This is a genomic window from Streptomyces sp. NPDC050433, assembly GCF_044458565.1.
GTDB lineage: Bacteria > Actinomycetota > Actinomycetes > Streptomycetales > Streptomycetaceae > Streptomyces.
The window spans coordinates 23,404-49,293 of record NZ_JBITIB010000028.1 but is presented as its reverse complement, the minus strand read 5'-3'; the positions used below and the strand labels follow the sequence as shown (position 1 = coordinate 49,293).

Here is a 25,890-nt window from a genome sequence, read left to right as displayed (position 1 = left end):
ACGTTCTCGGCCCGGAGGGGCGGGAGGCTGGGAATGAGCCGAAAGGGGGCTGTCGTGATCATCACGCTGATCATCATCTGCGAGGTCGGATTCTGGGTGCTGCTGGGCATCGGACTGTCCTTGCGTTACTTCGCCCGCATGCCGCGCGCTTCGATGGCGGTGCTGCTGTGCGAGCCGTTGCTGGAGGTCCTGCTGCTCGTCGTGACGGCGATCGACCTCAAGAACGGCGCAGAACCGGACTGGAAGCACGGCCTGGCCGCGGTCTACATCGGCTTCTCGGTGGCCCTCGGCCCCCAGCTGATCAAGTGGGCCGACCAGCGCTTCGCCCACCGCTTCGCGGGCGGCCCGCCGCCCGTGCTGCCGCCGAAGTACGGCAAGGCCCGCGCGATCCACGAGTGGAAGACGGCCGCCCGCTGGATCGTGGCGTCGGCCATCGCGATGGGCCTGCTCCAGGGCGCCATCTGGTACGTCGGATCGGACGGGGACATCGGATCGCTCCAGGCGTGGCAGCAGAAGATGCTCTTCCTGATCGGCATCAACCTGGTGTGGGCCGCCAGCTACACGCTGTTCCCGAAGAAGGGTTCGGGCGACCACGCCCCGGTGGACAAGCCCAGGTCCTACAGCGACCGCTAACCGCGCGGCGGCTAGCGTTCCCCGCCCGGTACCCACAGCACGTCTCCGACCTCCTTGTTGGCCACCCTGGCCAGGATGAACAGGAGGTCGGAGAGACGGTTGAGATACGTCGCGGTGAGCGGATTCATGATCTCCCCGTGCACCTCGAACGCCGCCCACGTCGAGCGCTCCGCGCGCCGTACGACGGTGCACGCCTGGTGCAGCAGCGCCGCCCCCGCCGTACCGCCCGGCAGGATGAAGCTCCGCAGCTTCTCGACCTCCTCCAGGAACAGGTCGCAGTCCGCCTCCAGCTTGTCGATGTACGACTGCTCGACCCGCAGCGGCGGGTACTTCGGCTCCTCGACCACCGGTGTGGAGAGGTCGGCGCCGACGTCGAAGAGGTCGTTCTGGACCCGGACGAGGACCTTCACGACGTCGTCCCTCAGCTGCCCCAGCGCGATCGCCGTACCGATGACGGCATTCGCCTCGTTGGCGTCGGCGTAGGCGGCGATCCGCGCGTCGGTCTTGGCGGTACGGCTCATGTCGCCGAGCGCCGTGGTGCCCTTGTCGCCGGTACGGGTGTAGATACGCGTCAGATTGACCATGCGGTCAGCCTAGGCCTGCCGGTCGGCCCAGGCCTGCCGGTCGGCTGCCGACGGCATCGGCGGCGTGCGGGGCGAAAGAACGCTCAAGTACGCTGTACGGCACGGTTGATGAGGCGCCCGGTGCGTTCTCGATGTGATGTCCGTCATGTGAGACGTGACGCGCATCTCTTCACCAACACAGGGCAGCTCACGACCGATAACCTCCGGCAGAGAGAGAAATGTAAAGCGCGTGTTAAGCCGCGCGCGCCGGTCCGGAGCGGAAATCAAGGGGTACGTCGTGGCCAGGAAGCTCGCCGTCATCGGTGCCGGACTCATGGGGTCCGGAATCGCGCAGGTCTCGGCCCAGGCGGGCTGGGACGTCATTCTGCGAGATGTGACCGACGAGGCCCTGGCCCGTGGCAAGGACGCGATCCGCGCCTCGTACGCCAAATTCGTCACCAAGGGAAAGCTTGAGGAGGCGGACGCGGACGCCGCGCTCGCCCGGATCACCACGACCACCGATCTGGACGCCGCGGGCGACGCCGACATCGTCGTCGAGGCCGTGTTCGAGAAGCTCGACATCAAGCACGAGATCTTCCGCACGCTCGACAAGCTCGTACGCGACGACACCGTCCTCGCCTCCAACACCTCGGCCATCCCGATCACCAAGATCGCCGCGGCGACGCAGCGCCCCGAACGGGTCGTGGGCGCGCACTTCTTCTCGCCCGTACCGATGATGAACCTCTGCGAACTGGTACGCGGCTACAAGACCAGCGACGAAACTCTCGCCACCACACGGGAGTTCGCCGAATCGGTCGGCAAGACCTGCATCGTCGTCAACCGTGACGTCGCGGGCTTCGTCACCACCCGCCTGATCACCGCCCTGGTCGTCGAGGCGGCCAAGCTCCAGGAGTCGGGCGTCGCCACGGCGCAGGACATCGACATCGCGTGCAAGCTCGGCTTCGGGCACGCCATGGGGCCGCTCGCGACCGCCGACCTCACGGGCGTCGACATCCTGCTGCACGCGGCCGACAACATCTACACCGAGTCGCAGGACGAGAAGTTCGCGGCGCCCGAGCTGATGCGCCGGATGGTGGACGCGGGTGACATCGGACGCAAGAGCGGGCAGGGCTTCTACAAGCACTGATCTCGTACGTTCCGCTCTCACTCCGCCGTTCTCACCCCACCGGGTGAATTCGGTATCAGTTCACTCACGGACGACAACTTCCTCGGCCGCGCGGCTGTCAGTTGTTGCACAAGGACATTGCACGAACACGTCGTACGAAGACAGAGAAGACAGAAGAAGCCAGAAGAAGCCAGAAGAAGCCAGAGAAGACGCACGCGCAGCACATAAGCATTCGGGGAGCGCATATGTACATCAGGGGCGACCACGCCGGGCTGGTCGTCGAGGGCCGCCTCGACGTCCGCAGCGCGGCGGACGCCCGTACGGTCCTGCACACGGCCGTCGACGACGGAGTCGGCGATCTGGTGCTCGATCTGACCGGACTTGATTCCTGGGACGCCACCGGGCTCGGCGTCATCATGGGCGCGCACCGGCGGGCCGGCCGGTGCGGTCGCAGACTCGTCCTGCGCGGGGTGCCCGCCCAGATGCAGCGCCTGCTGGTGGCCACCCGGCTGCACCGCATCCTCGCCATCGAGGGCGGTATCGCGGCGGAGTCGCTTCCGCGCGTCTGAGCGTTCCCGCGGCGCCCCGCACAATCCTCACGAGACCGTGACGTCTCGGACGCGGTGGCACCCCGGCTGTTCCTGGATACTGTGCCGAGGTTTAGGGTTCGGCCGTCGGCCGACCGAAGACCCATGCGGCGGGCACCGGACCAGAAGTGACAGCGGGGCGTGCGGGGCCGGGAGGGCAACCGTACGCCACGATCTGGGGGGCTTTGACGATGAACCCGACCGACCCGACCCACCCGGCGGACCCACGTCCCGCGGGTGCCGGCCCCGCCGACACCGGTGCCGCCGGTGCCGGGCGCGCCGACGACAGACCCGCCGAGGCCGCCGACCGGCCGACTCCGTGGCTCACGCACCCGGCACCCGCGCGCACCGTCGAGTTGATCTCGGGCGACTTCCTGATCACCGTCAACCCCGTCGACGGCAGCGAGATCGAGCCCTGCCCGCCGGGCTCGCATCCGCCCGCCCCCGTCAGGCTCGACGCCGACGAGCGGGCGGAGCGGCGCCGCGCGGGCCGCCCGCCCATGCCGCCGGGGCCCGGCGCGGCCCCGCTCCCGCTGCTGGAGCGTCAGGAGGAGCGCGAACAGCTCGTCGCGCTGCTGGGGCGCGGACTCTCCGTACGGCTCACCGGGTCGGCCGGCTCCGGCCGTACGGCACTGCTCGAAGCTGTCGCCGGCGACTGCGAAGGCCTCGCGCCGGACGGGGTCGTACGGCTCTCCGGCCACCACCGCACCGTCACCGAGCTGCTGTACGAGCTGTACGCCGCCGTCTACCGGTCCGTGCTGTACCGCCCCGACCGCGGGGGTCTGCACGAACTGGTCCGTGGCATCGGCGCCGTGGTCGTCGTGGACGACCTCGAATTCGGCGGCGAGCCGCTGGACGAACTCCTCGAAGCGGCGCCCGAATGCGCCTTCCTGCTCGCGATCACCCCCGACGTCGACGCCCCCATATCGCGCGCGCGAATCGAAGACGTCCTGCTCGGCGGTCTCGGCCGCGGCGCCTCGCTCGACCTGCTGGAGCGTGCCACGGGGCGCCCGCTGACGGACGAGGAGACGAACTGGGCGGGCGACCTCTGGTTCGAGTCCGAGGGGCTGCCGCAGCGCTTCGTCCAGGCCGGGGCGCTGCTGCGCGGACGCGACCGGCAGCGGGCCGAGGCAAACTCCGAGCCGTACGAGGCGGACGGGGTCCTCGTCCACGAGCTGGCGGACGCGCCGTACGGCCAAGGGCCGGGCCGGGGCGACGGGTTCGGGGACGAGGGGGGCACCGCCGGCGGGTACGACGTACCGCTGCCGACCCTCGGTGAGGGCGCCGCGCCCGCCGTGCTGCTCGCGTCCCGGCTCGGCGAGGCGGCGCGTGAGACGTTGCGGTTCGCCGTCGCGCTCGGTGGCGAGGTGCCGCACCAGGCCCATCTGCCGGCCCTGGTGGGCGACACCCACGCCGACGCCGCCGTCGGCGAACTCATGAACGCCGGGCTCCTGTCGCCCGTCGGGCCGCGCTACCGGCTCGCCGCGGGAGCGCTCACCCAGCTTCAGGCGCAGGGTTACGCCGACGAGGCCACGTCCCGGGCACACGTCGCCGTCCAGCACTTCAGCTGGTGGGCCGGGCACCCGTCGGTCACCCCCCGGCGGGCCTCCACGGAGGCGGACGCGCTGCTCGCCGCGATGACGCCCCTGGTGTCGAGCGGCGAGGCGGGCCACGCGAGCGCCGCCGTGCTGCTGGCCAGGGGAGCGGCGCCCGCCTTCATGGCGGGACTGCACTGGGGCGCCTGGGAGCGCGCGCTGCGCATCGGCCAGGAGGCGGCGAGGATCGCCGGAGAGGTCGCCGAAGAGGCGTATTTCCACCACGAGTTGGGGATCCTCGCGCTCTGCGTCGGCAGCCTGGACCGGGCCCGCGCCGAGCTGGAGACCTCGATCGGCATGCGCGGGGCGGTCGCGGACAAGCGGGGCACGGTCTCCGGCCGCAGGGCGCTGGCCCTGGTCACCGACCGCGAGAACGGGAACACCCCGGCCGCCTTCCGCGCGGTGGACGGCGAACCGCCCGTGTCGCCGCCGCGCGGGGTCTCGATGGTCGTACCCGTCCTGAACGACCGGACGACGCTGCTGACCCGGCGCGACGACAGTTCCTCCGCACGCCGCCGTCGTCCGGTGCTGGGCGGCGCCCGCCGCAACCTGGTCGCCGCCGGCGCGGGCGCGGTGCTCGCCGCCGTACTGGGCACGGTCGTGACCCTCGGTGCGTCGGGCAACGACACGTCGCCCAACGACCGCGTCCAGACGGACCACTCGGCGGACGACGACGGCACCGGCGGCTACGACAGCCAGACGCCGGCGGACGCGAGCACGAAGAAGCCGGCCAAGCCGGGCAGTGCCCCCGCCACCACCGGCTCGGGCGCCCCGACGCCCAGCACGAGCGACGGCTCTCCGTCCCCGGACCCGGACGACACCCCGTCCGACGCCCCGTCGACCCCGTCCGACGACCCGAACCCCCCGGACCCGGACCCCTCGGACCCCGAGCCCACCCCGACGAAGACCACCCCGCCACCGAGCCCCACGCCGACCAGCCCCAGCCCGACGGCCCCGACGACACCCCCGGCGTCCCCGACGGACCCGGAACCGCCGCCCATGGAGTCGGCGACGGTGGGCAACCCGGCACAGCCGACTTCGGCGTCCCCGTCGGACTCCCCGACGACGGACAGCACGTCCGACGCGCCCGAACCGGACCCGACGTCCCCGGTCATCTGAGCGGCCGGGGCACCACAACACGGCGCTCCCGAACCGTGGTTACGATCCGGGGGCGACGGTGTCGAGCACCTCGCGCTCCCGCTCGGCGCTGAGGCCGGCACGCCGTATCCGGTCGAGGCCCTGCTCGCGTTCCCAGACCAGCGCGTCGGTGAGCAGTTCCGCACGCGGCCGATGACGCAGCCCCGCGGCGAGCGCCGCCGACCCGTTCCGGGCCGACCACCCTTCCCAGCCCGGCTCGACCAGCCACATCGGCAGCGACTCGGCCCCCATGTACTGGGCCAGGCCGTTCGCGAGCAGTCGCGCCGAGTCGACGGTGACCACCGGACCGGTGTGCCCGCCGACGGTGCGGGACAGCTCGATCCACTCCCTGAACGGGACGGCCGGACCGACAGCGTTGTACGTGCCGGTGGTGCCCGCCCGCGCGGCGTCGAGCAGCCAGGCGCTGAGGTCCCGTACGTCGATCGCCTGTGTCGGCGTGTCCGGGGTGTCGGGCACCAGCATGGGTCCCCGCGGATCACGTGCGGCTCGGGCCACCCAGTAGCCCGAGCGTCCCGAGTGATCCCCGGGGCCTCCGATCAGACCGGCCCGCGCGATGAGCAGGCGGTCACCCACGACGGCCGTCGACGCCTGCTCGCAGGCCACCTTCGCCTCGCCGTACACGTCGCGGTCGGCCTCGCTCCGGTCGATCGGAGGCAGGAGGACGGCGGACTCGTCCGCGTCCAGCGCCGCGTGCGAGGCGTAGGCGCTGACCGAGGAGACATAGACCCAGTGCCCGGCCCTGTCACCCAGCGCGTCGAGCGCCCCACGGACGAAGCCCGGCTGCCACGACACCTCGACGACCGCGTCCCACCCCCGGTCGAGCAGTTCCTCGTACGCCGACGGATCACGCCGGTCGGCGGCCACCAGGCGCGCTCCGTCCGCGACTTCCCCACTCTCGCCGCGAGCCAGACAGGTCACGCGATGCCCACGCTCGATCGCCTGCCGCGACACCTCGCGGCCCACCCACGCCGTTCCGCCCAGAATCAAGATCTCCATGCCACCAGCCAAGCACCGCACACACGGAACACCGGAGAGAATTAGCTGACAGCAGACCGGGTCCGTCGCCTCCGGACAGGACCTAGAGGTTGGCCTCTTCCGCGAACTGGTTGGTGTCGAACAACTGGTTGATGTGTCCCCCGAGTTCCGACCAGTGCTGGGCCGAGAGTTCGGCGGCGGCGCGGGCGTCGCCGGTGGCGCAGACCTCGACGAGCTGGGCGTGGTGCTCGATGGTGTTGCGTCCACCGAGCAGGGTGGAGAACTTGCGGTAGAGGATGCGGTGGATCTGGGGGTGGAGCTGTTCGACGATCCGGCTGAGGACAGGGTTGTCCGCCGCTGTGAGGGGGACGGCGTGGAAGCGGTCGTCGGCTGCCAGGGCGGCGGCGGTGTCATTGGCGGCCACGGCGTGTTCGAAGTCGCGGTTGGCCTCGCGCATGCGCCGCAGGTCCTGCTCGGTCATGACCGGTACCGCCGTCTCGACGGCCAGCCGGTCGAGGGAGCGCAGAACGGCGAGGGCCTTCTCGACGTCGCGGCGGTTGAGGGTGGTGATGCGGGTGTAGACGCCGGGCTTTGCCTCTACGAGGCCGATGTCGGCCAGCCGGGCGAGCGCCTCGCGTACCGGGGTACGGCTCAGACCGAGGCGCTCGGCGAGCTCACCGTCCTTGACCTTCTCGCCGGGGAGGAGATCACCGCGCACGATGGAGTCGCGCATGCGCTGGAAGACCTCGTCGCTGAGGAGGCGGCGGGATACCGGGCTGTCAAGTGACATATTGCGTACAATACATCGCCCCTGCTTCGGTGTCCCCGCCCTTGGGTCATGGCCTCAAAGCCTCCTGAGCTCGGCGGATCAGGGCTCGGGCGAGAGAGACGGCCGGGTCGACGAGAGGGACGTCGACGCTGTCGGCGGGCAGGCCGAGGGGGACCTCCGTGCAGCCGGCGATGACCGCCTGTGCGCCCCGTCGCGTCAGTTGGTGCGCGGCGTCCGCCAGTGGGGCACGCGCGGCGGCGCGGTCGCCGGCCTTGACGGCGCGGATGGCCGCCATGACCTGGTCCTGCTCGTCGGCGGAGGGCAGGACCAGCTGGATGCCGTGGCGGTCGAGCCATTCCTGGTAAAGGCCCGCGCGGACAGTGCCGGTGGTGGCGAGCAGCCCCGCGGTGCGCACGGGCGGCTGGAGGGCGGTGAGGTCGCGGGCGGCCTCACCGATCATGTGGATGATCGGCAGGCCGACGTGGTCGGTGATGCGGGGGACGAAGGCGTGCGCGGTGTTGCAGGGTATGGCGATGACGGTCGCGCCCGCCTCGCGCAGGACGCGGCTGCCGTTGAGGAGCCAGGGGGTGGGGTCGGGGCCGTCGCCGAGAAGGGCCTCGGTGCGGTCGGGGATGGTGGGGTCGGACCAGATCACTGTCCTGAGGTGCTCCTGGTCGGTGCGGCCGGGTGTCATCGAGACCAGGGTGGTGTAGAAGTCGGCGGTGGCCGCCGGTCCCATGCCTCCCAGGATGCCGATGATCTCCGTGGTATCGGCCGAAGTGGTCATTGAGCGGTGTCCTTCTGGAGAGGCTGAGGCCGAGCGGCTTCGTGGCCGGCGTTGTCGGGCGTGGCCGCCGTGGGTGCGGCCGGGTCGGTGGGGTGTTTGGCCTCCCGGCGTTTCTCGGAGCTGTCGACGACCGCAGCGGCGAGGGAGTTGCCGATGACGTTCACGCCGGTGCGGGCCATGTCGACGATGAAGTCAACTCCCAGGAGCAGGGCGATGCCTTCGGCGGGCAGGCCGATGGTGTTGCCTGCGGCGATGAGGACGACGATGGAGGCGGAGGCCACGCCTGCCATGCCTTTGGAGAGGATCACCAGCACGCCGACCATGAGGAGCAGGGCGGGCAGGGAGGTGTCGGCGCCGTAGGCGTTGGCGAGGAAGACCAGTGCGGCGGCCTGGTAGAGGACGGAGCCGTCGGTGTTGAAAGAGTAGCCGAGGGGGACGACGAACGAGGTCGTGGACCGGCTGAGGCCGAAGGCCTCCAGCTTGCCCATGAGCGGGGCCAGGACGGCTTCGGAGCTGCGGGTGACGAAGGCGATGCCCGCCAGGTTGGCAACCGACTTCAGCAGGTGGACGTATCGGATGCGGTAGATCGCGGCGATGAGAGGGAACAGGACGCCGAGCACGATGGCCAGACCCGCGTAGACGACGGCGATGAAGCCGACGAGGCTGCGCAGGCTGTCGAAGCCGTAATGGGCGACGTCGTAGGAGATGAAGCCGAGCACGCCGAGCGGGGCGACGCGGATGACGTAGCCGACGACCTTGAACATGACCGCGGCGACGGACTCCAGCACGTTGGCGAAGGGCTCGGACTTCTCCCCGATCGCGGCCATGGCCACGCCCACGAGCAGCGCGAAGGTGATGGCGCCGAGCAGGTTGCCCTCGCTGAAGGCCGCGAAGATGTTTTTCGGCACGGCGTGCAGAACCAACTCATGGAAGTCGATGCCCTGGCTGACGCTGTCCAGGTCCTTGGCGTCGGCCTCTTGGACGGGGGCGCCCTTGCCGATGCCGGTGAACTTCGCGAGCCCGACCGCGATCAGCAGGATGAGTGTGGTGACGACCTCGAAGTAGAGGATGGCCTTGGCGGCGATCCGGCCGACCTTCTTGACCGATTCCATGCGTGCGATGCCCAGCACGATGAGCGGGAAGACCAGCGGCAGGACGACGACCTGGACCAGGTTGAGGAAGAGGTCACCGAGAATCTTCATCTGCTCGCCGGCCCCCGGAGCGAAGGAACCGATCAGGGCTCCCATGCCGACGGCGATGATCGACTGCACGCCGATCGGCAACCGCAGACAGCGACGAAGGAGCCCGGGGCGTGATCCCGGCCGCGTACCCGAGTCGGCATCTGTGCTGTTCACCGGGGTCTCTGGGGGTTTCATCAGAACCTTTGACCTCTCTAATATATTGCGCTCTGCGTATTGGGCGGTAAGACTGGGTCCCCGAGCAGTCACCTGTCAAGAGGTCTCGCACTGACATCACGAGCGGTGCCGGACCGGCCCACGGCAGGTCTGCCGCAGTCGACGGCTGGACGAGGAGCACCGGATGGCACAGAGCACACGCGTCGAACACGACATGGTGGGAGACAAGGAGGTACCGGCCGACGCCTACTACGGCGTGCACACCGTGCGGGCCGTGGAGAACTTCGTGATCACCGGGTCGACCATCGCCCAATTCCCGGACCTGATCACGTCACTGGCCGCGGTGAAGGAGGCGGCCACGACCGCCAACCGTGACCTCGGCCTGCTGCCCGCGGACATCGCCGAAGCGATCATCGCGGCGTGCCGGGAGATCGGCGTCGGCCGTCTCGCCGACCAGTTCGTCGTCGACCCCGTCCAGGGCGGCGCGGGCACTTCGACGAACATGAACGCCAACGAGGTCATCGCCAACCGGGCCCTGGAAATCCTCGGCCACCCCCGCGGCCACTACGAGGTCGTCCACCCTCTCGACCACGTCAACCTGGGCCAGAGCACCAACGACGTCTACCCCACCGCCGTCCGCCTCGCCCTGGTCATGTCGCTGCGCAGGCTCTGCGACGTCCTGGGCGCGCTGGCCGACAGCTTCACCGCGAAGGCGGCGGAGTTCAGCGACGTGCTCAAGATGGGTCGCACCCAGCTCCAGGAGGCCGTACCCATGACCCTCGGCCAGGAGTTCACCGCCTACGCCGTCATGATCGAGGAGGACCGCGAACGCCTCTCCGAGGCCGCCGACCTGCTGTTGGAGTCCAACCTCGGCGGCACCGCCATCGGCACCGGCATCAACGGCCATCCCCGCTACGCCGAACTCGCCTGCGCCCATCTCGCCCGGATCAGCGGCGAACCCGTCAAGCCCGCGGGCAACTTCATCGAGGCCACCCAGGACTGCGGCGCCTTCGTCCAGCTCTCCGGCGTCCTCAAGCGTGTCGCCGTCAAGCTCTCCAAGACGTGCAACGACCTGCGTCTGACCTCATCCGGCCCGACCGCGGGCCTCGGTGAGATCAATCTGCCCCCGGTGCAGGCCGGTTCGTCGATCATGCCGGGCAAGGCAAACCCGGTGATCCCCGAAGTCGTCAACCAGGTGGCCTTCGAGGTCATCGGCAACGACCTGACCGTGACCATGGCCGCCGAAGCCGGACAGCTCCAGCTCAACGCCTTCGAACCGGTCATCGCCTACAGCCTGCTGCGCTCCCTGACCCACCTGCGTGCCGCCTGCGACACCCTCGCCACTCGGTGCGTTCCTGGCATCACCGCCAACCGTGACCGCCTTCACGGCAGCGTTCACCGCTCCGTCGGTCTGGTCACCGCGCTCGTCCCGCACATCGGCTACGCCGCCTGCACCGCCCTCGCCCGCCAGGCCCTGGCGACCGGCCGCCCCGTGAAGGACCTGGCGGCCGAGGCCGGCTACCTCACCGTCGAGCAGCTCGACACGATCCTGAGCCCCGAGAACCTCACCGGCCGGACCTCCCCGCCCTCCGTGGCGCTCACCCCGTGACCGGGCGAGCCGCCATACCCGTGAGGGCGGCGGGCCCGGGGCCGGCTCCCGTCGTGCGGGCTCAGCGGGTGAGGCCGTCCCCCGTGCACCCTCTCGCGCACTTTTGTGGCGAGGAGCCGCCAACGGCCGGTCAGGGCGGGCCAGTTCTCGACGAGACGGGAGTCCGGGGTCGTCATCTTCCCCAGTACCCCGTGGGCGACCCACAGCGCCTTGTCGCGGACCTCCTCCGAGGCGGTCCTCTCCAGCAGGTCCACGACCACTTCGGAGTCCGAGGCCTCCGCGTTACCGGCGCCGATCAGATTCAACGCACTCACGTGGTTGGCGGCCGCGCCGTACTGCGGGCTCAGTCCCGGAGGTGAAGGAGGCCGCCGAAGTACTTCGCGGGCGCGCCTGAGCACCTCGGGCTCGTACGCTTCGACGTCGTCCGCGTCAAGGACCTCGGACACTCCGTCACCGTGGTGGAAGTGGTCGAGCGCGATGCCCACCGCCATCGGGTGGTCGCTGTGCAGCAGTCGGAGGCGAGTGCCAGGGCGTCGGCTATCAGGTCGGCGTCCTGCGGCTGTGCGATGTTCATCATCGCGTTCAAGGCGCTCGCGTGACTGGCGCCCTCGAACGTGTCGTCGTCCTTGGGTGTGGGGGTCGGCGAAGCAACTCACGGGCTACCGCGAGTACGTCTGCCTCGCACCGTTCGAGCGCGCTCTCCCCACCGAATCGGGTCAGCGCGCCCGCGTACTGGAAATGGTCTAGCGCGATGCCCGCGGCGACGGTGTTCCCTCTGTGCGGCAAGGAGCTGGAGGCACGCAGATACGCGCTGCTGCCCGTGGGACTCAGCAGCTCGTCGAGCGCCCGGTTCAGCTCGGCTCCCTCCAGTGCGCGGCCCTGCCAGTGGAAGCTGTGAAAGCCGGACACCGCGCCCCGCCTCTCAGAACAGCCGCAGCTTGTCGTCCTCGATGCCCCGCAGCGCGTCGTAGTCCAGCACCACGCACCCGATGCCCCGGTCCGTCGCCAGAACACGGGCCTGGGGTTTGATCTCCTGGGCCGCGAACAGGCCGCGGACCGGGGAGAGATGGGGGTCACGGTTGAGCAGGTCGAGGTAGCGCGTCAGCTGTTCCACGCCGTCGATGTCGCCCCGGCGCTTGATCTCGATCGCGACCGTCGCGCCGTCCGCGTCGCGGCACAGGATGTCCACCGGGCCGATGGCGGTGGGGTATTCGCGGCGGATCAGGCTGTAGCCCTCGCCCAGTGTCTCGATGCGGTCGGCCAGAAGCTCCTGGAGGTGCGCTTCCACGCCATCCTTGATCAGGCCTGGATCGACTCCGAGCTCATGTGACGAGTCATGGAGTATTTCCTCCATGGTAATGATCAGTTTCTCGCCCGCTTTGTTCACGACCGTCCATACACCGACATCGTTCCCGGTGCCCTCTTTGAGGGTGCAGGGCGGCGACATCCAGTTCAGCGGTTTGTACGCCCTGTCGTCCGCGTGGATCGACACGCTCCCGTCAGCTTTGACCAGGATCAGACGGGGCGCGATGGGCAGATGGGCGGTGAGCCGGCCCGCGTAATCGACGGAGCAGCGGGCGATGACGAGACGCATGGTCCGCAACGCTACTCGACTGCCGCCGTTCGCCGCGATTCGCCCCTCAAGCCCCGTTCGTTTGTGGCCGGTTGTGTTCCCATTCGCCTGGTGCGGTCCGGACAGCACGCATAACGTGGATGCAGGAGGTCGTCGGTCGTGCACGCTGCGTCGTCGTCTCCCCCTTCCCTGCCCGTAAGGCCCCGGTTTGCTGGGGTCGCGAGAGGAGAACCCATGTCGCTCGACGTCTCACCGGCACTGTTGGAGCAGGCCGAGCGAGGCGAGGTCGACGAAGCGGAATTCGTCGACTGCGTCCGGACCTCCCTGCCTTTCGCGTGGGAGATGATCAGCTCCTTGGTGGCCCAGCTGAAGGTGGACGGCGGAGAGTTCGCCGACAACCAGACGCCGCCGCCGGACGAGCAGGCGCGCGGTCAGCTGCTGCGCGCACTCGCCAGTGACGCGATCCGCGGTGCGCTTCAGCGTCACTTCGGAGTACGTCTGGCATTCCAGAACTGTCACCGGGTCGCGGTGTTCCCGCTCGACCCCGCGGTCGACGAACGACTCGCCCGCTTCACTTCCATCAGGGGGCAGCTGCTCAACCAGTCCCCGGAACTCCGGGACTGCTGACGGCTTCGGTCCGGTGGCGGATTCCTGGGTCGACACAGGAATCCGCCCGACGGCCACGCTCACCCGGCCGTGCCCTCAGCACAGTTGGGGGAGCACGTCCGTACCCATCCTCCGTACGTTCTCCTCCGTGGCCGCCAGGTCCCCGGAGCCCTCGACGAGCAGCGCGAAGCGCGTGATTCCGGTTCGTTCCGCCGTGGCCGCCAGGCGGTCGGCGGCGAGCCGGGGAGGCCCGACCGGATGCAGACCGCACAGCAACTCCGTGTACGCGACGGGATCGCGCATGGACCGGTGCCTGCCGTCCACCGTCACATGGGCGTCGAGCCCTTGCCGCAGCCAGCCCGGCATGGCCTTCACCAGCGTCTCGGTCGCCTCCGTACGGCCGTCGGCGATCTGCGCCACCCCCGCCGACACGTGCCCGGCGCCGTCCACGGCCTCGGGCGGGTGGCCGGCGGCGATGGCGTGCGTACGCCAGAGGCCCACCATGTCGGCCTTCTCCTCGTCCCCGCAGTGCATCCCCAGCAGCATCGGCAGGCCCCGCTCGGCCGCCAGCCGCACACTCTTCGCGGATGTGCACGCCACGACGACCTCGGGCCCGCCCGCGCCCCCGATCAGCTCGTCGGGCCTTGGTACGACGGGGACTTCACGGAACCGGTAGCGCTCGCCGTCCGCCGACACCCGCGGCTCGCGCAGCCAGCGCAGCAGCAGGTCGAGCGAGTCGGGGAAGCCGCTCTCGTACGCCTGGAGACCCGAACCGAAGACCTCCAGATCGACCCATGGCCCGCCGCGGCCCACGCCCAGCGAGAAGCGTCCGCCGGAGAGCAGGTGCAGCAGCGCCGCCTGCTCGCCGAGCGCCACCGGATGCGTGTTCGGCAACACGCTGACCGCGGTACCCACTCGTATGCGCCGGGTACGTCCCAGGAGCAGGCCGGCCAGTGTCACCGCCGACGGGCACGTGCCGTACGGCACGAAGTGGTGCTCGGCCAGCCAGACCGAGTCCAGTCCGGCCTCCTCGGCGACCTCCGCCGTCCGCACAGCTCTGTGCAGTGCTTCCCCCTGGCCCTGGCCCGGGAATTGGGCGGCCAGTACAAAAGCTCCAACTCGCATCGCCTTCTGCCTCCTTGCGGCTGACGCGGCTCCCCCCTGTTGGCAATAACGTCTGACACGTGCCATGGGCACGGGCGCCGCAGAAGTTGTTGCGATTGTCCGCTAACTCCACCGTGCGGGTGCCCACGGTCTCACGCCGTGCGGGCACGGCACCGGGAGAGCGGCCCGTACGCTGGAGGGGAACCATGCTGTCTGCCCCGTGAGGTGTCACGTGTCCCCGCGCCGCAACCGCCCCCGAGGCGGCGAGAGCCCGACCGACAACGCAGGTGAGGCGTCGGACCGGTACGGCAGCTTCCAGCGGACCGAGTCCTGGCAGGGCGAGGAGTGGGCGGTGCGCAACGTGGCCGGCGCGACCGCCGCGGGCAAGCGGTACCGCTGCCCCGGTTGCGACCAGGAGATCCCCTCGGGTGTGCCGCACGTGGTGGCGTGGCCGGAGTACGGCGGCGTGGACGACCGGCGGCACTGGCACAAGGCGTGCTGGAACGCGAAGGACCGCCGCACCTCCCGGGTGCAGCGGTCCCGCAACGCGCCGAAGTTCTGATGCGCGGGCGACCTGTTGGCGTCGGCCCGACAGCCCCTACACGTCACGCCGGTCGAGCGCGAGGAAGGCGAAGGCCATGACCACGGCCGTGACCCCCGTCGCGATGAACAGCGGGTCCCAGCCGCTCGGCCCCGAGCCGGTCATCGAGGCCTCGTAGAGCACCGCGATCTGACTCGGGATCGAGTACTCGAAGAGAGCCTGCTGCACCTTGGCCAGCGACGACGAGAACATGAACATCGCCAGCACCAGAGGCAGCAGCACCACCCCGATCATGAGGGTGATCGCGCCCGCCGAGTGCCGGATGAGCGCACCGACGGCCAGCGCCAGCAGGCCCATCAGCGCCATGTAGAGGCCGACCCCGAGCGTGGCCCGCAGCCACTCCCCGCCGGTGGGCGTGCGACCGCCCAGCAGCGCGACCTGGAGGACGCCCGTCAGGGCGGCGGTCAGCGTGGTGATCGTGAGGACGAGCAGGAAGAAGACGATCGACTTCGCCGCCAGCACCCGGCCCCGGCTGGGGCAGGCGGTGAGGGTGGTGCGGATCATGCCCGTGCCGTACTCGGACGCGATCGTCAGCACACCGAGGGTGATCACACAGATCGAGCCCAGCAGTACGCCGAAGAAGCCCAGCGGCAGCGCGGACTCCCCGCTGAGAGAGGCCTCCGTGAGGGAGAGACCCCAGGCCACCAGCGTGCCGATGCCCAGCATCAGGACGATCATGACGCCGAGTGTCCACATGGTCGAGCGGACCGAACGGATCTTGGTCCACTCCGAGGCCACGGCGTCGCCGAGGGTGGCCGGGCGGACCGGGATCGGCGAGGTGTACGTCCCCAGGGGCTGCCCGCCCTGCCAGATCGGGGCCTGCTGCTCGTGCGGGGCGGTCATCGGGCGTCCTCGGTGGTCTCGGGCTTGGTCTCGGTGGGCTCGGGCGCGGGCAGGGGCCGGGCCTCGGCCCTGGCCTCGTCGCCCGCACCCCCGGTGGGCTTCGCGAGCGGCGCGGGCTTCGCGGGATCGGCGGCCGGCGCGGCGACGGCGTCCGTCGCGTACGGGTTCTCGCCGGGCGGCGGCGGCGCGTACCAGCCCTGTGTCGGCACCTCGGGCACCACCGGCGGCTCGTACAGCTGCACGCCGTAACCCGGCTGCGGCGGCGGGGCGAAACCGGCGAGCTGGTCGGTCGTCGACCGGTAGTCCACGGCGCTCTGCGTCAGCCGCATGTACGCCTCCTCCAGCGACGCCTGGTGCGGCGACAGCTCCCAGAGCCGTACGTCCGACTCGTGCGCCAGATCGCTGATGCGGGGCAGCGGCAGCCCGGTCACCCGCAGCGCGCCGTCCGGCTCGGACAGCACCTGGCCGCCCGCCTCGCCGAGCGCCGCGACCAGCTTCTCGCGCGCCTCGGGGTCGGTCCCCGCGGGGCGGACCCGAGCGAAGTCCGCCGAGTTGTGCGAGATGAAGTCCCTGACGCTCATGTCGGAGAGCAGCTGCCCGCGCCCGATCACGATCAGATGCTCGGCGGTCACGGCCATCTCGCTCATCAGATGCGAGGAGACGAAGACCGTACGGCCCTCGGACGCCAGCTGCTTCATCAGATTGCGCACCCAGAGGATGCCCTCGGGGTCGAGGCCGTTCACCGGCTCGTCGAAGAGCAGCACCTGCGGGTCGCCGAGCAGCGCGGCGGCGATGCCGAGCCGCTGGCCCATACCGAGGGAGTAGCCGCTGGAACGGCGCCGGGCCACGTCCTGGAGGCCCACCACGCCCAGTACCTCGTCCACCCGCGCCGCCGGGATGCCGGAGAGCTGCGCGAGCGACAGCAGGTGGTTGCGCGCGCTGCGCCCGCCGTGCACCGCCTTGGCGTCGAGGAGCGCGCCGACCTGACGGGGCGCGTTGGGCAGCCCCCGGAAGGGATGGCCACCGACGGTCACATGCCCGGCGGTCGGCCGGTCGAGACCGAGGATCATGCGCATCGTCGTCGACTTGCCGGAACCGTTGGGGCCAAGGAACCCGGTGACGGTACCGGGCCTCACCTGGAAGGAAAGGTTGTACACGGCCGTCTTGGCGCCGTAGCGCTTCGTCAGGCCGACTGCCTCGATCATTCTCCAGCCCCATCGACAGTTCAGTCAGGTGGTCGGGGCAGTGGCCGCTCCGGGCCGAAGGCCCCCGTAAGAGTTAGGAGGATATCCGGCCCTTGACGGTTCCGGCCAAGTCGTTGTGTCGGAGCGGCGGCGGCGAGGAGGTGTTCGGGGGCGGGAATCAGGCGTCGCGCTTCTTCAGTACGAGGTAGCCGCCGAGCAGTGCGGCGATCACCCACAGCACCATGATCCCCATGCCTTCCCAAGGGGTGTACGGGCTCTTGCCCGAGTTCAGCGCGCCGGGAACCACCTGCATGATCTTGGCGCCCGCCTGGTCGGGGAAGTACTTGGCGACCTCTTTCGCCTTCGGTACCGAGGCGAGGATCTGCGAGACGAGGAAGAAGAACGGCATCAGGATGCCGAGCGACAGCATCGAGCTGCGCAGCATCGCCGCGACGCCCATCGAGAACAGCGCGATCAGCCCCATGTAGAGACCGCTGCCGATGACCGCGCGCAGCACGTTCGGCTCACCGAGGGTCGTCCCGTGGTCGCCGAGCGCCGCCTGGCCGAGGAAGAAGGAGACGAAGCCGGTGATGAGCCCCACCACCAGGGCCAGCGCCCCGGCGACCAGGAGCTTGCTGAAGAGGAACGTCCCGCGCTGCGGTACGGCGGCCAGCGAGGTGCGGATCATGCCCGAGCTGTACTCCGAGCCGACGACCAGGACACCGAAGACCACCATCGCCAGCTGGCCGAGGATCATCCCGGAGAAGCTCACGAACGTCGGGTCGAAGGTGATGCGCTCGGCCTGCGACAGATCGTCGAACGTGGAGCCGAGCAGCAACGACAGCGCGAAGCCCATGGCCACGGTCACGAGGAAAGCGACGGCGAGCGTCCAGATCGTGGAGGAGACCGTACGGATCTTGGTCCACTCGGACTTGAGGACCGCTGGTACCGATGCCATGGGTCAGGCTCCCTTGCCCTGGTTGTCGTGCTGTCCCCACCGGGGACCCGGAGCGGTGTTGGCCGCCGGGGCGGCTCCGTCGCCGCCGGAATGGGCGTGGTACTCGACCGACTCGGCCGTCATCTGCATGAACGCCTCTTCCAGCGAGGCGCGTTGGGAGCTGAGCTCGTGCAGCGTGAGGTGGTGCCGGGCGGCCAGGTCGCCGATCTCCTCGGCGGTGGAGCCGTCGATCTCCAGCGTGCCGTCGGCCGCCTCGGTGACGGCGAAACCGCCCTCGTGCAGCGCGTCGCGCGCCTGCTCCCGCTGCGGGGAGCGGAGCCGTACGAAACTGCGCGAGTTCTCGTGGATGAAGTCGGCCATCGAGGTGTTCGCCAGGAGCTTGCCCTGGCCGATCACGATCAAGTGGTCGGCGGTCAGCGCCATTTCACTCATCAGATGGCTGGAGACGAAGATCGTCCGGCCCTGGTTGGCGAGGGTCTTCATCAGATTGCGGATCCAGTGAATACCCTCGGGGTCCAGACCGTTCACGGGCTCGTCGAACATCAGGATCTCGGGGTCACCGAGCAGCGCCGCCGCGATGCCCAGCCGCTGGCCCATACCGAGCGAGAAGCCCTTCGACTTCTGCTTGGCCACGGCCGTCAGACCGACGGTGTCGAGGACTTCATTGACCCGGCGCACCGGGATGCGGTTGCTCTGGGCCAGGCACAGGAGGTTGTTGTACGCGCTGCGGCCCCCGTGCATCGCCTTCGCGTCGAGCAGCGCGCCGATGTACTTCACCGGCTCTTCCAGCTCGCGGTAGTGCTTCCCGTCGATCCGGACCGAGCCACCGGTCGGGATGTCCAGGTCGAGCATCATGCGCATGGTGGTCGACTTACCGGCTCCGTTGGGTCCCAGAAAACCCGTCACCACTCCTGGCCGGACCTGGAAGGAGAGGTGGTCGACAGCGATCTTCTTCCCGAAACGTTTGGTGAGCCCTTCGACCTCGATCATTCGGACAACCTATGGGTGCGCAAAGCCCCCCGCCACTCCGGTGGCGGGGGGCTTGCACGATCGTTACGAGTGGAACGGACTGTTCGCCGCTCCGGCCGCCGAACAACTAGCGCGACTGCTGCGCCGGAACACCGCGGGAGATCGGCTCGTCCTCGGCCGGCGTACCCGCCGCGGCGACAGCCGCACCGGTCAGCGTGGCCAGCATCTCGCGGACGTTGGTCAGCTGGGCGTTGATCGAGTCGCGGCGGTTGGTGAGCGCCGCCAGCTCGCGCTCCGATTCGCTGCGGATCCGGTCGGCCTTGGCGTTCGCGTCGGCCACGATGTCCTCGGCCTGGCGCTGCGCGGTCTCCACCGTCTGACGGGCACGACGCTCCGCGTCCGTACGGAGCTTCTCCGCCTCCAGCCGCAGCTGCTCCGCGCGGTGCTCGATCTCCGCCAGGCGCTTCTCGGCCTTCGCCTGACGCGAGGCCAGGTCACGCTCGGACTGCTCACGCCGCTTGGCGAGGTTCGTCTCGAAGTCCGCGGCGGCCTGGGCGGCCTTGGCGCGGGTCTCCTCGAAGAGCGCGTCCGCCTCCTCGCGCTTCTGCTGCGCGTCCTTCTGCGCCTCGGAGCGCAGCGTCTGGGCCTCGCCCTTCGCCTTCTCGACGATACGGACGCCCTCGTCCTCGGCCTTCGCCTTGCGGTCGACGGAGAACGCCTCGGCGTCGTTGCGCACCTGCTGGGCCGCCGACTCGGCCAGCTCACGGTGCTGTTCGGCCGCGCGACGAGCCTCTTCGCGCAGGTCCTTCGCCTCCTCCTCGGCGAGGCGGAGGATCTTCTCAACGCGTGCACCCAGGCCGGCGTACGACGGCTCCGCGTCGGTGACCTGGGCCTGAGCGTTCTGCGTTTCGAGGTGGAGCTCCTCGATGCGCTTTTCCAGTGCGGTGATCCGTGCGAGAGCGCTGTCACGGTCGGCGACGAGTTTGGTAATGCGGTCATCCACCTGACCGCGGTCGTAACCACGCCGCACGAGCTCGAAGCCGAATGGGGAGGAAGTGTCGCTCATGGGGTTCCTGTCGAATGAGACCGGTGAGGTGATAGGGGGAATCCTAGGGGCCGAAGCGGCGTGTCATCGAGCGGATGCCGGTTTGATCTGGAGAATGTCCAGCCTTTTGAGTGGCTAACTGTCGGACGGCTTGCCACCCGAACGGGTAACGCCTGCTGCCGCGCCCGCCTTGACGCTACCCCCGCCGGAGGCTCCGGCTGAACCACTCTTGCCGCTCGCGCCCGGAGTCTCGAAGGACTCCAGCGCCTCCAGCACGTCCTGGACACGGGAGATTTCGGCCTGGATGTCCTCGCGCCTGCGTACCAGGACGTCGAGTTCACGACGGCCCTCCTCGACGGTGCGGGCGGCCTCCGCCTCGGCGTCGGCGAGCAATCTCTGGCCCTCGCGGGTCAGTTCGGCCTTCTTCTGCTCCGCTTCCTTCAGCAGTCCCTCGGCCTTCTTGACCGCCGCGATCCGGACCTTGCTCGCTTCCGAACCCGCCTCCGCCACCAGGGACTTGGCCTTCTGCTCGGCCTCCGCCTGCTGTTCGGTGGCCGCCCTGACCAGTTTGTCGACGCGTTCGCCCGCGTTCTTCATCTGCTCGGCCGTCTCGCGGCGCGCGCGCTCGTGGAGCTGGTCGATCTCGCCCTCGACCCGTGCCCGCAGCTCCTCGGTGCGCTCACGGATGGACGTGGCGTCCCTGCGAGCCCCGACGAGCAGTTCGTCGGCGTCCGTACGGGCCCTCTCCACCAGGGAGTTGCCCTCGACCGTGGCGTCCGCCGTGATCCGTGCGGCCTCGGAGCGGGCGGCGCCCACCATCGTGTCGGCCTGCGTCTCGGCCTCGGTGGCGGCGCGCAACGCCTCCTCCTGGGCCTTGTTGATGAGCTGGTCGGCCTGCTCGGCCGCGTCGGCGCGGCGCTTGGACGCGTTCGCGCGGGCGTCGTCGAGCAGCCGGTCCGACTCCGTGATCGCCTCGCTGACGGTCCGTTCGGACATGGCCTCGGCGTCCGACCTGATCTGCGCGGCCTCCGCGCGGAGCCGTTCGGCCGCCCGCTGGGCCGAGTTGACGGTCTCGGCGGCCTCGGCGCGCATCCGCTCCGACTCGCTCGACGCCTCGCCGATCAGCCGGTCCGCCTGCTCCGCGGCGTCGCTCCGGATGCGGTTGGCGTCGTCGCGCGCCTCCTGGCGGGCGCGGGCCCCGTCCTGCTCGGCGGCGGCCAGCGAGTCCGACGCCTCGGTCCGCAGGCGCTGCGCGTAGTCGGCGCTCTCCGCGCGCAGCCGCTCCGCCTCAGCGACCGCCTCGCCGACGGTGCTCTGGGCCAGCGCCCGGGCGGCGTCCGTCTCCTCGTGGGCGCGGCTACGCAGGCGTGCCGCGTCCTCCGCGGCGCGCTCGCGCTCCGCGTACGCGTCGGAGCGGACCCGGTCCGCCTCCTCCTGCGCCTCGGCCTTCGTCCGGTCCGCGGCGTGCTCGGCGGCGGAGCGCAGTCCGGCGATCTCCTGCTCGGCCTGGTCGTGCAGCCCGGCCACCGAGTCCCGTACCTGCTGCGCCGTCTGCTCGGCGGCCGAGACCATCTCCGTGGCGCGGAAGTCGGCCTCCTCGACCAGCCGCGCCGCCTCCGTCTGCGCCTCGTCGACCCGCTTACGGGCCGAGGCCAGCAGCTCCTCGCTCTGCTCGCGGGCCCGCACGCGCTCCTGGTCCGCCTCCGTACGGGCCGCGGACAGCAGCTCCTCGGCCTCACGGCGGCGGCGGGTCGCCTCCTCCCGCGCGGCGTCCAGCGCCTCGGCCGCCTCGGTCCCCACGCGCTCGGCCGCGGCGGCGGCCTCGGCGCGCAGCCTGTCGGCGCTCACCTGGGCCTCGGACTTGACCCGCTCCGCCTCCTGGGCGGCCTCGTCCCGCAGCCGTACGGCCGCGGACTCGCCCTCCGCGCGTGACCGGCCGGCGTCCTCGGCCGCCTCGTCCCGCAGCCGCTCGGCCTCCTTCTCGGCCTGGGCCTGGAGCGTACGCAGCCGCTCGGCGGCCTCCGCGCGCAGCCGCTCCGTCTCCTCGGCGGCCTCGCGGCGGATCCGCTCGCTCTCGCCGCGCGCGTCGGTGAGCGCCGACTCGGCGCCGCTCAGGCGCTGTTCGGCCTCGGTGTGCAGCCGGGTCAGTTCGTCGGCGGCGTCCGCCTTGCGGGCCTCGACACCGCGCTCGGTCTCCTCGCGCAGCTCGGCCGCCGCCTGCTCGGCGGCGGTCTTGGTCGCCTCGGCCTGCTCCTCGCCCTCCGCGCGCAGCCGGTCCGCCTCGGCGCGGCTGCGCTCCAGGGTCTCCTCGGCCTGCCTGCGGAGCGTCGTGGCGCGCTCGATGGCCTCCGTACGGACGCGCTCGCTGTCCGTGGACGCGGTGGCGCGCATCTCGTCGGCGTCGGCGCGGGACTTCGTCAGCAGCTCCTCGGCGGTGCTGGCCGCCTCCTCGATCTGCTGGACGGCCTCGCGGCGCGCCTCGCTCCGGATGCGCTCGCCCTCGGCGACGGCCTCGGACCGCAGCGTCTCAGCCTCGCCGCGCAGCCGGCGCGCCTCCTCCTGGAGCTCGACCGTCTTGGCGCGGTACTCCTTGGTGTCGTCCTTGGCCGCGCCCTTGAGCTGGTCGGCCTGCTCGGCCGCCTCGCCGCGCAGCCGGTCCGCCTCGGCGTCGGCCTCGCGGCGGATACGCTCGGCCTCCTCGCTCGCGGCGCGGGTGGTGGCCCTGGCGTCCTCGGACGCCTTGGTGAGGACTTCCTCGGCCGAGCGGGCCGCCTTGGCGAGCTGGGCCGCGGTGTCCTCCGCGGCGGCCGTACGGGCCTTCTCGGCGGCCTCGGAGACCAGCTTCTCGGCCTCGGCGCGGGCGTCGGCGAGCGCCTGGTCGGCCTCCGCCTTCAGCGCCTCCGACTCCTTCGTCGCCTCGCCGACGAGCCGGGCGATCTCGGACTTGGCGGTACGGGTGCGCTGTTCGTACTGGGTCTCGGCGCCGGCCAGCCGCTTGACCGCGGTCTCCTTGGCCTCGGCGACGAGCTTCTCGGCCTCGGCGCGGGCCTCGCGCAGCCGCTCGTCCGCCTCCTGTATGCGTGCTTCGGCCGACCGGCTCAGCTCGCCGGCCTGCTGGCGCGCCTGGTCGGACTCGGCCGTCGTCGTCGTACGGAGCTGCTCGGCGTGGCTGGTGGCCTCCTGCGCCTGCGTGGACGCGGCGTTGAGCAGCCGCTCGGCGTCCTTGCGGGCGCGCTGCAGAATCGCTTCGGCCTCGGCGCGGGCCGTCTCGGACTCGGCGCCGAGCCTACGGCGGGCCTCCTCGGCGACGCGGGTGGCCTCGGCGCGGGCGGCGGCCAGGGACTTCTCGGCCTCGTTGCGGGACTCGTCGAGCAGTCTGCGGGCCTGGGTCTCCGTACGGCCGCGCAGCTGCTCGGCCCAGGCGACGTTCTCGTTGACGTGCGACTCGACGGTCTGGCGGCGCTCGGCCAGCTCCTGGTCGAGCCGCTGGCGGCGCTGGACGGCCTCGGCGTGCAGCTCGGCCTGGAGCCTGGCCTGGTGCTCGGCGTGCTCCTGGAGGATGCGCTGGGTCTGGGCACGGGCGTCGCGCAGCTCGCGCTCGGCGTCGGTGCGCAGCTGGTCGGCCTGGATCTGCGCGTTGCGGAGCATCTGCTCGGCCTGATAGCCGATGTCGGCGTTGTCGTAGGAGGGCCGGGACACGAGGTTGCGGCGCGCCTCGTGCAGTTTCGCGCGCAGCACTTCGACCTGGTAACCGAGGTCTTCGGCGTGCTGGACGGCCTTCTCCCGCGCGGTCTTCAGCCGATCCATCTCGGCTTCGAAGCGCGAAAGGTGGTCGTCGTCAGCTCGGTGGCTCTCCTGGCGTTCGTAGCCCCGCACTGCGCGGTCCCATCCGTCCCCTGGTCGCAACTCTGGCAACTCCGCATTCGACACCGCCCGACGGGCGAACGGCCCCCGGGGAATGGTGACAGATCATCGGCCGGGGCGCCGCCCCGACCCGGCCCCGGCCCGGAGCGGCCCACTCTACCGGGCCGGGAATCGTTCGGGTCAGTGCTCGGAGGGCTTCGCGGCCGAGGTGACGAGTTCCGTCAGGACGCCGTGACAGTCCTTGGGGTGGAGGAAAGTGATGCGCGAGCCCATCGAGCCGGAGCGCGGCTCCTCGTACAGGACCCGCACGCCCTTGTCCCTGATGGCCTCCGAGTCACCGTCGACGTCGGCGGTGCCGAAGGCGATGTGGTGCACGCCCTCGCCGTTCTTGGCCAGCCACTTGCCCACGGCCGAGTCCTCGCGGACCGGTTCGAGCAGCTGGAGGTAGGAGGCCCCGCCGTCCGAGGTCTCGTTGATCTTGAGCATGGCCTCCCGTACGCCCTGCTCCTCGTTGATCTCGGTGTGGAACACCTCGAAGCCGTAGGTCGCCCGGTAGAACTCGACGGTCGCGTCGAGATCGTGGCAGGCGATTCCGATGTGGTCGATTCGCGTCAGCATGCGCACAGTGCAGCGCCAACGAGGCGGTTACGCAACGTGCGCGCTGTCACACTCACGGCCGGGTGACCCGGGACCTGTGCGCTCAGTACATTTGGTGAACCCTCGTTAACCCTCAAACGTCAGGCAAAGGGGTCGCATCTCATGCCGGATTCGAACACCACCACTTCCGTCATCGTCGCCGGTGCCCGTACGCCCATGGGCAGGCTGCTCGGATCGCTGAAGTCCTTCTCCGGTGCCGACCTCGGCGGCTTCGCCATCAAGGCCGCGCTGGAGCGGGCCGGCGTCACCGGCGAGCAGGTGCAGTACGTGATCATGGGACAGGTGCTCCAGGCCGGCGCGGGGCAGATCCCGGCCCGCCAGGCGGCGGTCAAGGCCGGCATCCCGATGGACGTCCCCGCGCTCACCATCAACAAGGTCTGCCTCTCCGGCCTCGACGCGATCGCGCTGGCCGACCAGCTGATCCGCGCGGGCGAGTTCGACATCGTGGTCGCCGGCGGCCAGGAGTCCATGACCAACGCGCCGCATCTGCTGCCGAAGTCCCGCGAGGGCTACAAGTACGGCGCGATCGAGATGCTGGACGCGATGGCGTACGACGGTCTGACCGACCCGTTCGAGTCCATCGCGATGGGCGCCTCCACCGAGAAGCACAACACCCGCCTCGCCATCGCCAGGCCGGAGCAGGACGAGGTCGCGGCACAGTCCCACCAGCGGGCCGCCGCCGCGCAGAAGAACGGTGTCTTCCAGGCCGAGATCACGCCCGTCGAGATCCCGCAGCGCAAGGGCGACCCGGTGGTCTTCGACCAGGACGAGGGCATCCGCCCCGAGACCACCACCGAGTCCCTGGGCCGGCTGCGGCCCGCCTTCGCCAAGGACGGCACGATCACGGCGGGTTCCTCGTCGCAGATCTCCGACGGCGCGGCGGCCGTCGTGGTCATGAGCAAGGCCAAGGCAGTGGAGCTGGGCCTGGAGTGGATCGCGGAGATCGGCGCGCACGGCAATGTGGCGGGGCCGGACAACTCGCTCCAGTCGCAGCCCGCGAACGCGATCCGGCACGCCCTGAAGAAGGAGGGCATCGCCGTCGAGGACCTGGACCTGATCGAGATGAACGAGGCCTTCGCCGCGGTCGCCGTCCAGTCGACCAAGGAGCTGGGGGTGTCCCCTGAAAAGGTGAACGTGAACGGCGGCGCCATCGCGCTGGGCCACCCGATCGGTATGTCCGGCGCCCGGCTGGTGCTGCACCTGGCGCTCGAACTCCGGCGGCGCGGCGGCGGCGTCGGCGCGGCGGCGCTGTGCGGCGGCGGCGGACAGGGCGACGCGCTGATCGTGCGGGTGCCGAAGGCGTAGGCGCTCGGCACGACGTCGGCAGGG

Annotated in this window: 24 protein-coding genes; 10 read left to right on the top strand and 14 right to left on the bottom strand. The window is 70.5% G+C overall.

Features of this window, described 5'->3' with window-relative positions; translation table 11 throughout:
• The first annotated feature begins 54 nt into the window (after positions 1-54).
• Positions 55-633, top strand: a complete 579-nt coding sequence (locus ACIBLA_RS28990) for a hypothetical protein (protein ID WP_399200360.1) — start codon at positions 55-57, stop codon at positions 631-633.
• An 11-nt stretch (positions 634-644) separates the two neighbouring features.
• Here ACIBLA_RS28990 and ACIBLA_RS28985 read toward each other — a convergent pair whose 3' ends face one another.
• Positions 645-1,217: a cob(I)yrinic acid a,c-diamide adenosyltransferase gene (locus ACIBLA_RS28985; protein ID WP_363241302.1), complete on the bottom strand. Its 573-nt coding sequence runs from the start codon at positions 1,215-1,217 to the stop codon at positions 645-647.
• A gap of 277 nt (positions 1,218-1,494) precedes the next feature.
• Between ACIBLA_RS28985 and ACIBLA_RS28980 the strand changes: the two genes are divergently transcribed.
• The 3 genes from ACIBLA_RS28980 to ACIBLA_RS28970 all read left to right on the top strand — a co-directional run bounded on the left by ACIBLA_RS28980 (position 1,495) and on the right by ACIBLA_RS28970 (position 5,623).
• Positions 1,495-2,343: a 3-hydroxyacyl-CoA dehydrogenase family protein gene (locus ACIBLA_RS28980; RefSeq protein ID WP_399200334.1), complete on the top strand. Its 849-nt coding sequence runs from the start codon at positions 1,495-1,497 to the stop codon at positions 2,341-2,343.
• Positions 2,344-2,567: 224 nt separating this feature from the next.
• Positions 2,568-2,891 (top strand): STAS domain-containing protein, encoded by a 324-nt coding sequence (locus tag ACIBLA_RS28975; protein ID WP_399200333.1) that lies wholly within the window; start codon positions 2,568-2,570, stop codon positions 2,889-2,891.
• A 209-nt stretch (positions 2,892-3,100) separates the two neighbouring features.
• Positions 3,101-5,623, top strand: a complete 2,523-nt coding sequence (locus ACIBLA_RS28970; RefSeq protein ID WP_399200332.1) for an ATP-binding protein — start codon at positions 3,101-3,103, stop codon at positions 5,621-5,623.
• 39 nt (positions 5,624-5,662) lie between these two features.
• On the opposite strand, the gene ACIBLA_RS28965 is transcribed toward ACIBLA_RS28970, so the two are convergent.
• The 4 genes from ACIBLA_RS28965 to ACIBLA_RS28950 all read right to left on the bottom strand — a co-directional run bounded on the left by ACIBLA_RS28965 (position 5,663) and on the right by ACIBLA_RS28950 (position 9,476).
• Positions 5,663-6,658 (bottom strand): NAD-dependent epimerase/dehydratase family protein, encoded by a 996-nt coding sequence (locus tag ACIBLA_RS28965; RefSeq protein WP_363241306.1) that lies wholly within the window; start codon positions 6,656-6,658, stop codon positions 5,663-5,665.
• Between the two features lie 82 nt (positions 6,659-6,740).
• Complete coding sequence (locus tag ACIBLA_RS28960; protein WP_363241307.1) at positions 6,741-7,427, bottom strand: GntR family transcriptional regulator; 687 nt, start codon at positions 7,425-7,427, stop codon at positions 6,741-6,743.
• A gap of 46 nt (positions 7,428-7,473) precedes the next feature.
• Positions 7,474-8,193, bottom strand: coding sequence for an aspartate/glutamate racemase family protein (locus ACIBLA_RS28955; protein WP_399200331.1), 720 nt, complete (start codon positions 8,191-8,193; stop codon positions 7,474-7,476).
• A complete protein-coding gene (locus ACIBLA_RS28950; RefSeq protein WP_399200329.1) occupies positions 8,190-9,476 on the bottom strand; it encodes a dicarboxylate/amino acid:cation symporter in 1,287 nt (428 codons plus the stop codon). The genes ACIBLA_RS28955 and ACIBLA_RS28950 overlap by 4 nt, the downstream gene beginning before the upstream one ends.
• 256 nt (positions 9,477-9,732) lie before the next feature.
• On the opposite strand from ACIBLA_RS28950, the gene ACIBLA_RS28945 reads away from it, so the two are divergent.
• The 3 genes from ACIBLA_RS28945 (at position 9,733) to ACIBLA_RS28935 (ending at position 12,055) form a co-directional block, all read left to right on the top strand.
• Positions 9,733-11,157, top strand: coding sequence for an aspartate ammonia-lyase (locus tag ACIBLA_RS28945; protein WP_363241310.1), 1,425 nt, complete (start codon positions 9,733-9,735; stop codon positions 11,155-11,157).
• Between the two features lie 455 nt (positions 11,158-11,612).
• A complete protein-coding gene (locus tag ACIBLA_RS28940) occupies positions 11,613-11,756 on the top strand; it encodes a hypothetical protein (protein ID WP_399200327.1) in 144 nt (47 codons plus the stop codon).
• Positions 11,757-11,908: 152 nt separating this feature from the next.
• Positions 11,909-12,055, top strand: coding sequence for a hypothetical protein (locus ACIBLA_RS28935; protein WP_363241311.1), 147 nt, complete (start codon positions 11,909-11,911; stop codon positions 12,053-12,055).
• A gap of 24 nt (positions 12,056-12,079) precedes the next feature.
• On the opposite strand, the gene nucS is transcribed toward ACIBLA_RS28935, so the two are convergent.
• Complete coding sequence (gene nucS, locus ACIBLA_RS28930; RefSeq protein WP_363241312.1) at positions 12,080-12,751, bottom strand: endonuclease NucS; 672 nt, start codon at positions 12,749-12,751, stop codon at positions 12,080-12,082.
• A 213-nt stretch (positions 12,752-12,964) separates the two neighbouring features.
• Between nucS and ACIBLA_RS28925 the strand changes: the two genes are divergently transcribed.
• Complete coding sequence (locus ACIBLA_RS28925) at positions 12,965-13,357, top strand: SCO5389 family protein (RefSeq protein WP_363241313.1); 393 nt, start codon at positions 12,965-12,967, stop codon at positions 13,355-13,357.
• Positions 13,358-13,432: 75 nt separating this feature from the next.
• Here the strand turns inward: ACIBLA_RS28925 and ACIBLA_RS28920 are convergent, their stop codons facing one another.
• Positions 13,433-14,461, bottom strand: coding sequence for an LLM class flavin-dependent oxidoreductase (locus ACIBLA_RS28920; protein ID WP_399200326.1), 1,029 nt, complete (start codon positions 14,459-14,461; stop codon positions 13,433-13,435).
• Between the two features lie 211 nt (positions 14,462-14,672).
• Between ACIBLA_RS28920 and ACIBLA_RS28915 the strand changes: the two genes are divergently transcribed.
• On the top strand, positions 14,673-15,002 hold the full coding sequence (locus tag ACIBLA_RS28915) for an ATP/GTP-binding protein (protein WP_363241315.1): 330 nt from the start codon (positions 14,673-14,675) through the stop codon (positions 15,000-15,002).
• A gap of 36 nt (positions 15,003-15,038) precedes the next feature.
• On the opposite strand, the gene ACIBLA_RS28910 is transcribed toward ACIBLA_RS28915, so the two are convergent.
• The 7 genes from ACIBLA_RS28910 to mce form a co-directional block, all read right to left on the bottom strand.
• A complete protein-coding gene (locus ACIBLA_RS28910) occupies positions 15,039-15,884 on the bottom strand; it encodes an ABC transporter permease subunit (protein ID WP_363241316.1) in 846 nt (281 codons plus the stop codon).
• Positions 15,881-17,089, bottom strand: coding sequence for an ATP-binding cassette domain-containing protein (locus tag ACIBLA_RS28905; RefSeq protein ID WP_363241317.1), 1,209 nt, complete (start codon positions 17,087-17,089; stop codon positions 15,881-15,883). Before ACIBLA_RS28905 ends, ACIBLA_RS28910 begins: the two co-directional genes overlap by 4 nt.
• A gap of 157 nt (positions 17,090-17,246) precedes the next feature.
• Entirely contained in the window at positions 17,247-18,026 is a 780-nt protein-coding gene (locus ACIBLA_RS28900; protein WP_363241318.1) for an ABC transporter permease subunit, read from the bottom strand.
• Between the two features lie 3 nt (positions 18,027-18,029).
• Complete coding sequence (locus tag ACIBLA_RS28895) at positions 18,030-19,016, bottom strand: ATP-binding cassette domain-containing protein (RefSeq protein ID WP_363241319.1); 987 nt, start codon at positions 19,014-19,016, stop codon at positions 18,030-18,032.
• Between the two features lie 106 nt (positions 19,017-19,122).
• Positions 19,123-20,061 (bottom strand): cellulose-binding protein, encoded by a 939-nt coding sequence (locus ACIBLA_RS28890; protein ID WP_363241320.1) that lies wholly within the window; start codon positions 20,059-20,061, stop codon positions 19,123-19,125.
• 114 nt (positions 20,062-20,175) lie between these two features.
• A complete protein-coding gene (gene scy, locus ACIBLA_RS28885; RefSeq protein ID WP_399200325.1) occupies positions 20,176-23,916 on the bottom strand; it encodes a polarized growth protein Scy in 3,741 nt (1,246 codons plus the stop codon).
• A gap of 168 nt (positions 23,917-24,084) precedes the next feature.
• Positions 24,085-24,522 (bottom strand): methylmalonyl-CoA epimerase, encoded by a 438-nt coding sequence (mce, locus tag ACIBLA_RS28880; protein ID WP_363241322.1) that lies wholly within the window; start codon positions 24,520-24,522, stop codon positions 24,085-24,087.
• Positions 24,523-24,663: 141 nt separating this feature from the next.
• Here mce and ACIBLA_RS28875 point away from each other — a divergent pair, with 141 nt between their 5' ends.
• Positions 24,664-25,866, top strand: coding sequence for an acetyl-CoA C-acetyltransferase (locus tag ACIBLA_RS28875; RefSeq protein WP_363241323.1), 1,203 nt, complete (start codon positions 24,664-24,666; stop codon positions 25,864-25,866).
• Positions 25,867-25,890 lie beyond the last annotated feature (24 nt).

What these genes read in the sequence shown, in the direction of transcription:
- ACIBLA_RS28985 (WP_363241302.1), bottom strand. Translation starts at nt 1,217, where the DNA reads ATGGTCAATCTGACGCGTATCTACACCCGTACCGGCGACAAGGGCACC.
- ACIBLA_RS28975 (WP_399200333.1), top strand. Translation starts at nt 2,568, where the DNA reads ATGTACATCAGGGGCGACCACGCCGGGCTGGTCGTCGAGGGCCGCCTC.
- ACIBLA_RS28970 (WP_399200332.1), top strand. Translation starts at nt 3,101, where the DNA reads ATGAACCCGACCGACCCGACCCACCCGGCGGACCCACGTCCCGCGGGT.
- ACIBLA_RS28965 (WP_363241306.1), bottom strand. Translation starts at nt 6,658, where the DNA reads ATGGAGATCTTGATTCTGGGCGGAACGGCGTGGGTGGGCCGCGAGGTG.
- ACIBLA_RS28960 (WP_363241307.1), bottom strand. Translation starts at nt 7,427, where the DNA reads ATGTCACTTGACAGCCCGGTATCCCGCCGCCTCCTCAGCGACGAGGTC.
- ACIBLA_RS28955 (WP_399200331.1), bottom strand. Translation starts at nt 8,193, where the DNA reads ATGACCACTTCGGCCGATACCACGGAGATCATCGGCATCCTGGGAGGC.
- ACIBLA_RS28945 (WP_363241310.1), top strand. Translation starts at nt 9,733, where the DNA reads ATGGCACAGAGCACACGCGTCGAACACGACATGGTGGGAGACAAGGAG.
- ACIBLA_RS28935 (WP_363241311.1), top strand. Translation starts at nt 11,909, where the DNA reads ATGCCCGCGGCGACGGTGTTCCCTCTGTGCGGCAAGGAGCTGGAGGCA.
- nucS (WP_363241312.1), bottom strand. Translation starts at nt 12,751, where the DNA reads ATGCGTCTCGTCATCGCCCGCTGCTCCGTCGATTACGCGGGCCGGCTC.
- ACIBLA_RS28925 (WP_363241313.1), top strand. Translation starts at nt 12,965, where the DNA reads ATGTCGCTCGACGTCTCACCGGCACTGTTGGAGCAGGCCGAGCGAGGC.
- ACIBLA_RS28920 (WP_399200326.1), bottom strand. Translation starts at nt 14,461, where the DNA reads ATGCGAGTTGGAGCTTTTGTACTGGCCGCCCAATTCCCGGGCCAGGGC.
- ACIBLA_RS28910 (WP_363241316.1), bottom strand. Translation starts at nt 15,884, where the DNA reads ATGACCGCCCCGCACGAGCAGCAGGCCCCGATCTGGCAGGGCGGGCAG.
- ACIBLA_RS28905 (WP_363241317.1), bottom strand. Translation starts at nt 17,089, where the DNA reads ATGATCGAGGCAGTCGGCCTGACGAAGCGCTACGGCGCCAAGACGGCC.
- ACIBLA_RS28900 (WP_363241318.1), bottom strand. Translation starts at nt 18,026, where the DNA reads ATGGCATCGGTACCAGCGGTCCTCAAGTCCGAGTGGACCAAGATCCGT.
- ACIBLA_RS28895 (WP_363241319.1), bottom strand. Translation starts at nt 19,016, where the DNA reads ATGATCGAGGTCGAAGGGCTCACCAAACGTTTCGGGAAGAAGATCGCT.
- ACIBLA_RS28890 (WP_363241320.1), bottom strand. Translation starts at nt 20,061, where the DNA reads ATGAGCGACACTTCCTCCCCATTCGGCTTCGAGCTCGTGCGGCGTGGT.
- mce (WP_363241322.1), bottom strand. Translation starts at nt 24,522, where the DNA reads ATGCTGACGCGAATCGACCACATCGGAATCGCCTGCCACGATCTCGAC.
- ACIBLA_RS28875 (WP_363241323.1), top strand. Translation starts at nt 24,664, where the DNA reads ATGCCGGATTCGAACACCACCACTTCCGTCATCGTCGCCGGTGCCCGT.